Source organism: Bacillus cereus group sp. N6 (assembly GCF_016483705.1).
GTDB classification, from domain to species: Bacteria; Bacillota; Bacilli; order Bacillales; family Bacillaceae_G; genus Bacillus_A; species Bacillus_A wiedmannii.
This window is the reverse complement of the sequence record NZ_JAEHBI010000172.1, coordinates 1-1,054: the sequence shown is the minus strand read 5'-3', so window position 1 is coordinate 1,054 and position 1,054 is coordinate 1. Positions and strand designations below refer to the sequence as shown.

The window sequence follows — 1,054 nt, the reverse complement described above, 5'->3', positions numbered from 1 at the left end:
CAGTTGCCTTTACGAGACATACTTTGTACGATACCTCTTTCTTGTAATGTGTGACGGTACTGTTTCATTTGATAATGCCAACCTTGATCTGAATGCATCAATAGTTGGTGATTTTCAGGTAAACATTCTAATGCGGTCTCTAACATTTCTGAAACAAGTGAATACGTCGGTCTAGAGCCAATTGTATAGGTAATGATTTCACCATTATACAAGTCTAATACAGGTGATAAATAAAGTTTCTCACCAAATAATTTAAATTCCGTAATATCGGTTACCCATTTTTCATTTGGCGCATCTGCCGTAAAATTACGCTTTAAAATATGAGGTGCAATTTTACCAACTGTTCCTTTATAAGATTTATATTTTTTCATACGTACAAGACATTTTAAACCTAACTCTTTCATAATTCGTTGCACTTTTTTGTGATTCACTATTTGATTGCGATTGGCTAATTCATCACGAATACGACGATATCCATAACGACCTTCATGTTCATCATAAATCGCTTTAATTTCTACTTTTAAATCGGCATCTGGATCGATTCTATCCATTTGTTTTACATAAAAGTAATATGTGCTTCGAGGGATACCCGCTAACTGTACTAATTCTTTCACTTGAAACTCACGCCTTAATTCATAGACTACTTGTGCCTTGTCTTGTCTGGTGATTTTTCCTTGTTTTGAACTAAGGCATTCAACTTTTTTAAATACGCATTTTCCATACGTAAGCGTTCTAATTCAGCTTGTAACGCTTCAACTGAACCTTCTGCCGGAATTTTTTTCGTATCATGTTTTGTGCTTTTATTTTTCATGGATGGACGCCCCTTTTTCTTTGGTTCAAGGGCATCTAAGCCACCTACTTCAAATTGCTTCTTCCATTGATAAACCGTTGTAAAAGAAGGAATCATGAATATAGCCGCTGTATCCATTAACGATATACCCGATTGAGCCATAAAATTTAGTACGTCTAGTTTAAACTCTACGGTGTAATTTGTATAGACCTCGTGTAAACCTTCTTCTCCATGGAGTTCGTATAAGCGCAACCAGTATTGAAA

Annotated in this window: 1 pseudogene; it reads right to left on the bottom strand. The window is 35.4% G+C overall.

Features of this window, described 5'->3' with window-relative positions:
* Positions 1 to 1,054 (bottom strand): annotated as a pseudogene (locus JDS99_RS30695) (IS3 family transposase); the annotation flags it as partial.